Consider the following 6,645-nt stretch of genomic DNA (forward strand, 5'->3'; position numbering starts at 1 on the left):
ACGCCATGTCCCCAAAGGCATCTCATTCCCCCTCCCTCATCCTTCTTTCGAACGTCACGGCCGAGAGCTTGGCCCTCCGGCTCAGGACGTTGCATGGACTTGATGCGGGAACCGCCCCCGGCTTCGACACCTGGAGGGCGGAGCTCCTGAATCCCGGATCCCCCGCTTGGGAGGCCGGAACTCTTTGCCTCGTTCTGCACGGTCCGGCCCTTTTCCCCGCCGGAGTCGGCGAGGATTTCGAGTCCGTCTTGGACGGACTGTCCACCGCCATCGAGGAGGCGAAGCGGCAGCATCCCGACCGGACGCTGATCGTCTCCACCCTGGACCTTCCGCGGGCCCCCGCTCAGCCTCCGGCGGGGCCGAACCTCGAACGCCGCGCCGCTCAGCGCTGGCGGGATATTCTGGAATCCCTGCGTGTTCCGGTGCTCGATATCGAGGAGCTCGCCGCCGAGACGGGGCGGGAGAATTTCTACAATGCAAAGACATGGTACCTCGGCGCCCTGCCCTTCTCCGCCCGGGGCGAGACGCGCCTCGCCGCCGAGGTTGCGCGCATGGGACGCATCCTGCGGGGGACACGCAGGAAATGCCTGGTCCTGGACCTGGACGGAACCCTCTGGGGTGGGGTCGTCGGCGAGGACGGCCTGGACGGAATCATCCTCTCGGACCATGGCGTCGGCGCCATCTACAGGGACGTCCAGGTCGCCGCAAAACGGCTCGCCCGGCAGGGGGTGCTACTGGCCATCGCCTCGAAGAACAACCCCGAGGACGCCCTGCGGCCTTTCCGGGAGCACCCCAACGCCGTCCTCCACGAGGAGGACTTCGTCTGCGTGAAGGCCAACTGGCTGCCCAAGCCGCAGAATATCGCGGATATCGCCCGTGAGCTCAACATCGGCATGGATTCCCTGGTCTTCATCGACGACAATCCCGTAGAGCGGGCGGCCGTTCGGGCCGGCTGCCCGGAGGTCGAGGTCCCGGAGTTCCCGTCCGACACGGCGGAGCTCCCCGCGTTTATGCGCGAGGTCGCGGACCGTTGTTTCACCGCGCCGCGCTTGGACGCCGAGGATGCCGCCAAGGCCGGAATGTATCGCGCCGAGGCCCTCCGAACGAGCGCCAGGTCGTCCTGCGGTTCCCTGGACGATTACCTCGCCTCGCTGGAGATGAAACTCGACCTTCACCTCCTGCGGGAGGACGAGGTGCCCCGGGCCGCACAGCTCTGTGCCAAGACCAACCAGTTCAACCTGACGACGCGCCGATACACGGAGGCGGACCTCCTCGCCATGCTCCGGGACAAGGCCCGCCGCGTCTGGATCGCCTCCCTGAGGGACCGTTATGGAGACTACGGGCGGATCGCCCTGGCGATTGCGGAGATATCCGGGACAGGAGATACGAAAAGCGCGCTTTTCGATACCTTTCTGATGAGCTGCAGGGCCATGGGGCGCGGCGTGGAGGGCGCCGTACTTGCCTGGATCGAGGAGCTTCTCGGGTCCGAGGGGGTCACGGCTCTGAACGGCCGATACGTCCCCACCGCAAAAAACGAGCCCGTCCGCGATTTCTGGGAACGCATGGGCTATGCCGAAAACGGGGAACTCTGGAGCCGGGTGGCTCCATTCCCGGAAAGAAGGTCGTTCGTATGCCGAAACTCTTGATCGTCACCACCGTAGCCGCAACGCTCAGGGCCTTTCTGCTGCCCTACGCCCGCCACTTCAGGGATCTGGGCTGGCGCGTGGACGCCCTGTCGCGGGACGCGGAATCCTGCGCGGAGTGCCGGGAGACCTTCGACGCCTGTCACGAGGTCCCCTTTTCCCGAAAACCCTGGGCGCTCCGCGGCGTGCGCCGGATGAACGGCGCGATCCGCAACCTCGTCCTCCGCGAGGGGTACGACATCGTGCACGTCCACACACCGGTGGCCTCCTTCGTGACGCGCACGGCGCTGGGCCGGCTGCCCGCGGAACGGCGTCCGAAGATCGTCTACACGGCGCACGGGTTCCACTTCCACAGCGGCGGCTCGCCCCTGAAAAACCGCCTCTACCTGGAGCTGGAGCGCCGAGCGGCGCGTCGGACGGACCATCTGATCGTCATCAACGAGGAGGACCGCCGGGCCGCCCTGGAACACGCCCTCGTCCCTCCGGAGAGGCTGACCTGCCTTCCGGGCATCGGACTGGACCTGGCGAGATGGTCCCGAAAATCCGTCTCGATGGCCGGGGTATGCGGGCTTTACGAGGAGCTCGGGCTCGGCCGGGAGGACGAACTCTTCCTCATGGTGGCGGAGTTCAACCCGGGTAAGCGGCACCGGGACGCCCTGAACGCTCTGGCCAAGACCGGACGGAGGGACTTTCATCTCGCCCTCGCCGGCAGGGGGCCGCTCGAGGACGAGATGAAGGCCCTTGCCGAGAGGCTCGGGATCTCCCGGCAGGTCCACTTCCTGGGGCAGCGTTCCGACATTCCCCTGCTGATGCTGACCTCACGGGCAACCATCCTCCCCTCGGAACGGGAGGGGCTGAACCGAAGCCTCATGGAGTCCATCGCCCTGGGCATCCCGGTCCTGGGTGCGGACGTGCGCGGCATACGCGATCTCGTCACCGACCCCTCCCGCGGTACGCTCTACCCCGTCGGCAACTCCGCGGCCCTGGCGGCGGCCATGCTCGTCGCGGCCGCCGCACCCTCCGAGTTCCATCCCCTCCCCGACTCCCGATGGGACCTCGGCAACCTTCTGAAGGAGCACGAGAGGATCTATTCCGAACTGCTCGGATAGCTCGGAAGCGCATTCCCCCAGGCCTTTTTCTCCCAAGTTTCCCTCCTGCGGCTGGTGACTTTTCCGCAGAGATGGAGTATCGTTAAGGGGCTCCCCTCCCGTCCGAACAGGAGCGGGCGGAGGAGGGCCTGTTTTTATCTTTCAAAGGGGGTTTCATCATGCACGAGAGGACCATGAAAGACCTGCAGGAGGCTTTCGCCGGCGAGTCGATGGCCAACAGGAAGTACCTGGCCTTCGCGGATCAGGCGGACAAAGAGGGGTATCCCGGCGTCGCGAAGATGTTCCGTGCCATCGCCTCCGCGGAGACGGTGCACGCGACCGCCCACTTCCGTACCATGGACGGGGTCGGCGATACGGCCAGCAACCTGAAGGCAGCCCTGGACGGGGAGACCTACGAGTTCTCCACCATGTATCCCGGGTTCATCAAGGATGCCGAGGCCGAGGGGCACGCGGCCGCAAAGCGGAGCTTCCACCTCGCCAACGAGGCGGAGAAGGTTCACGGCGGGCTTTACAAGAAGGCCCTGGAGGGACTTGCCGCTCTCAAGGGCAAGGACGCCGACTGGTACCTCTGCCCCATCTGCGGCTTCGTCCACGAGGGATCGGCCCCGGATGTCTGCCCGATCTGCAAGGCCAAGGGGAGCGTATTCGTGAAGAACCCCGCGTGCTGATCCACAGCCGTAATCGTTGCATACAATACGGCGGCCTCCTCGGAAAGAGGGAAGCCGCCGTATTTTATTTATTGCTTGGAATGCCCGGGGCGGATCAGAACTCCTCGAGGCCGGCTATATTCAGCATCTGCCAGTTCTGGGAGTTGATCTCCTCGAGGATCTCGCTCAGGACCCTGTCCGCATCCTCGAAGGGGACCTGGCACGTCCCCACCCGGCGATGCCCGCCGCCGCCGTACTTCAGCATCAGCTTGCCCACGTCCACGGTGGCCGTCCGATTCAGGATGCTGTATCCGACGGAGAAGACGCAGTTCTTCCCCTCCCTGCCGTCGAAAACGCGCACCGAGACGTTCTGATCCGGGTAGAGCGCGTAGATGATATGCCGGTTCCCCACGAAGGTCTCGTCTATCCCGCGAAGGTCCGTGACGACGGCGGCCCCCTCGGTGCGGGAATGATCCTTCATCATCCTCTCGAAGGGCTCGCGGTGGGCTTCGTAGAGGCGCACCCGCTCCTGAAGGTCCTCGAGCTGCATGATCTCGTCTACAGGCATGACCAGAAGATGATCGATCAGGCAGTCCATCAGCTGATAATTGGAGATGCGGAAGTCGCGATAGCGCCCAAAGCCGGTTCTGGGGTCCATGATGAAGGAAAGGAGGACCATCCCCTGCGGGTCCAGGACCTCCTCCCTGGAAAAGTGGGCGGAGTCGCACTTGTCGGCATCCGCCACCATGCCGTCGAAACGGGCGAGGCGTCCCTTGGCACCGCCGTAGTATTCGTAGATGACCCGCGCACAGCTGGGAGCGGGCCAGGAGGCGCCGACATACTTGTACTGATGCATCACTCCCCGCGCATCCTCGCTGGTATGATGGTCGAACCACATGCCGCAGCCCGGGGCATAGGGGATGTTCACCAGGATGTCGTCGGCCGTGACTTCGATGAGCCCATCCTGCATGTCCTTGGGATGAACGAACAGTTTTTCGTCAAAAAGATTCAGGTCCTTGAGAAGTACCGCACACATCAATCCGTCGAAATCGGATCGGGTCAGAAGCCGCATCCCGGTTCACCTCCGCAAAAATGGCAGAAGTCCCTGCCTTCGCTGCTTTTCAGCGCAGATAAGCACGATAAAAGTGAGGATTTACCCTACGCCTTGCAGAGGTTGCGAGCAGGAAACCACGGCAACGCGTTTCTTTCCGATTGTGCAAAAAGTACACGCAGGGCACCGCCGCAAAACGAAAGAAACCCTTTCGAGGCTGACCGGTCCGAAGACTCCAATCCCCCACTCCTTCTCATTTTAACTCAAAAAAGTCTGGAACGAAAGGCATCGGCCTCTATTTCTCAGGAAAGCGCCCTTGCCCGGGCCCGTCCGACAGCGCGGCAAGGGACAGAAATTCCCCGAGCACCTCCGGGAGTATGTCCATGGAATAACGCAGCTCCACCCGTTCGGTGAGCTTATGGGCATCGGCCCCGATGGGACCGAGGAGGACGGAGGGGATGTCGACGGACCTCAGGGCCTCGAGGGGGATGGAGTAGCCGCGGCCCCACAGGGGCATGTTGGCCGCCAGGGGCATGATGTCGTCCCCCCCGCCGCGGAAGCCCGTGTAGCTCAGGTCCGAGATCCCCTGAAAGATCTCGACCTCCGAAAAACCCAGCCCCCGGTTCGCGAGGCTCCTCCGCACCGCCCCGGCGGCGTTTCGGATGACCCGCTCCCGAGGCGTCCGCCCCTCGTTGACCCGGGCGGGATAGTAGGGCGGCAGGAACCCCACGACGACCAGAGGTCCCTTTTCCCCGACCCGATCCATCAGGAGCGAGAGGAACTCGACGTTGCGGTCCCGCTCGTCCGCTGCGGAGATGCGGGGAAGGAGCTCGTCCGTCAGACGCTCCCGGGACATCCCCGCCGCGGCGGCCACCCTTCCCAGAAGCTCATCGACATCCAGCACCCGGACAGCCCGGTCCCCGCATCCCAAGTGCTCGAAGGCGGATCGAAGCGCCCGGCCGGCCCTGGCCTTCATGTCCTCCAAGATCGAGGCCGGGGTCCGGTTCACGGTCAGGCAGTTGTAGTAGACAGCCGTGCGCTCGGGAAGCGTCACGGCATAGCGCTCCCGAAGGTCGCGCAGCCTCAGGCAGCAATCGGGCGAGAAGGTCTCTCCCCCGACGCTCTCGGCCCCGCGCCCCTCGATCGAGAGATTCAGGCAGGAGGCTATCAGGGTCGAGTTCATCCCCTCCCCATAGTTTCCGACGTGAGCCTCCCTTCCGACGCACAGGAAGAAGGGCATGGCCTTGCCGATCGTGCCGAAATATATCCCGGGCCCATCGTTGCTCAGAACGGGTTCCGTGTCGACGCAGACGACAAACTCGAGCTTTTCCCGCTCCCGAAGGTCCAGGAGGGCCGGAAGGGACAGCCGCATCCCGGCGGAGTCGCCCTCCTCGTCCGGGACCAGCCAGAGCAGGACGTTGAAGTCCAGCTTCTCCCGGTCGGCCGCCCAGTCCTCCAGAAGGCACAGGTTGACGGCAACCCCCGTCTTCATGTCGGACACGCCCCGGCCGAACAGGTAATTTCCCGATTCAAGGTCTCGCCTTGCGTCGTCGGGCAGCTCGAGCCCGCCGATGCGGCTCGTGTAGGCTTCGGGGTCGAACGCCCATGGGCGCAGCGGACCGCAGACGTCGGTATCGACGACATCGAAATGTCCGGTCAGGATCACCGTTTTCCGGGTCGGACGAGCCGCCTTGAGAAGGGCCAGGACCGCCCTCCTGTCCAGAGGGTCCTCCTCCAGCCGCACAAGGCGCAGTCCATCCGGGTTCTCCCCGAAATAGGGAATGCGGGAGAGGCGATCGTACAGGAACCGGGCGCACCGGTTCTCCCCCCCGTCGGACCCCGTTATGCTGGGGATGGCCACGAGACGCAGCATCAAATCATAAATACGCTCCCCCCTCGGGGTAAACCGAGGGCGCGAGTACCCGAAGGGCAGCATTCTCCCACTCCTCCCTGAAGAAACGGTCGTTTCGACGAAGGCCCTTGCCTCCAAGGCAATCTTCAATATAAAAGAATTCACGATCCGTGCGGCGAAGCCTCCATCGGCCGCCGGGGCTTCGCATACTTTACCACAGCCCTTCAGTCGGACGAGCAATACCTCCTCAGAGCCCCAAATCCGCAGGCAAGAGAATTGCAGGACAAGCCGATGAAGCCGGCAGGGGAAGTTTTGAAAAAATCGGCGCTTCCGGCCCTCCTCT

Annotated in this window: 5 protein-coding genes; 3 read left to right on the top strand and 2 right to left on the bottom strand. The window is 64.1% G+C overall.

Translation table 11 applies throughout. The annotated features are described in order from the left end of the window. The first annotated feature begins 5 nt into the window (after positions 1 to 5). The 3 genes from ABLA28_RS03325 to ABLA28_RS03335 all read left to right on the top strand — a co-directional run bounded on the left by ABLA28_RS03325 (position 6) and on the right by ABLA28_RS03335 (position 3,420). The gene (locus ABLA28_RS03325) at positions 6 to 1,646 is read left to right on the top strand and encodes an HAD-IIIC family phosphatase (RefSeq protein WP_347712507.1); all 1,641 of its coding nucleotides are present in this window, start codon (positions 6 to 8) and stop codon (positions 1,644 to 1,646) included. Further along, positions 1,631 to 2,752 carry a glycosyltransferase gene (locus ABLA28_RS03330; protein WP_347712508.1) on the top strand — a complete coding sequence of 374 codons (1,122 nt, stop codon included), beginning with the start codon at positions 1,631 to 1,633 and terminating at the stop codon, positions 2,750 to 2,752. The genes ABLA28_RS03325 and ABLA28_RS03330 overlap by 16 nt, the downstream gene beginning before the upstream one ends. A gap of 158 nt (positions 2,753 to 2,910) precedes the next feature. Further along, positions 2,911 to 3,420 (top strand): rubrerythrin family protein, encoded by a 510-nt coding sequence (locus ABLA28_RS03335; RefSeq protein ID WP_347712509.1) that lies wholly within the window; start codon positions 2,911 to 2,913, stop codon positions 3,418 to 3,420. Positions 3,421 to 3,514: 94 nt separating this feature from the next. Here ABLA28_RS03335 and ABLA28_RS03340 read toward each other — a convergent pair whose 3' ends face one another. Both ABLA28_RS03340 and ABLA28_RS03345 read right to left on the bottom strand, forming a co-directional pair. Next, the gene (locus ABLA28_RS03340; protein ID WP_299300975.1) at positions 3,515 to 4,471 is read right to left on the bottom strand and encodes an exopolyphosphatase; all 957 of its coding nucleotides are present in this window, start codon (positions 4,469 to 4,471) and stop codon (positions 3,515 to 3,517) included. Positions 4,472 to 4,745: 274 nt separating this feature from the next. After that, a complete protein-coding gene (locus ABLA28_RS03345) occupies positions 4,746 to 6,323 on the bottom strand; it encodes a M20/M25/M40 family metallo-hydrolase (protein WP_347712511.1) in 1,578 nt (525 codons plus the stop codon). Between the last annotated feature and the right edge of the window lie 322 nt (positions 6,324 to 6,645).

The sequence above is a fragment of the uncultured Fretibacterium sp. genome (genome assembly GCF_963544685.1).
In the GTDB taxonomy this organism is placed as follows: Bacteria; Synergistota; Synergistia; order Synergistales; family Aminobacteriaceae; genus CAJPSE01.

Bases quoted from the DNA above. Each gene is read 5' to 3' on its own strand.
- ABLA28_RS03335 (WP_347712509.1), top strand. From the start codon at position 2,911: ATGCACGAGAGGACCATGAAAGACCTGCAGGAGGCTTTCGCCGGCGAG.
- ABLA28_RS03340 (WP_299300975.1), bottom strand. From the start codon at position 4,471: ATGCGGCTTCTGACCCGATCCGATTTCGACGGATTGATGTGTGCGGTA.
- ABLA28_RS03330 (WP_347712508.1), top strand. From the start codon at position 1,631: ATGCCGAAACTCTTGATCGTCACCACCGTAGCCGCAACGCTCAGGGCC.
- ABLA28_RS03345 (WP_347712511.1), bottom strand. From the start codon at position 6,323: ATGCTGCGTCTCGTGGCCATCCCCAGCATAACGGGGTCCGACGGGGGG.
- ABLA28_RS03325 (WP_347712507.1), top strand. From the start codon at position 6: ATGTCCCCAAAGGCATCTCATTCCCCCTCCCTCATCCTTCTTTCGAAC.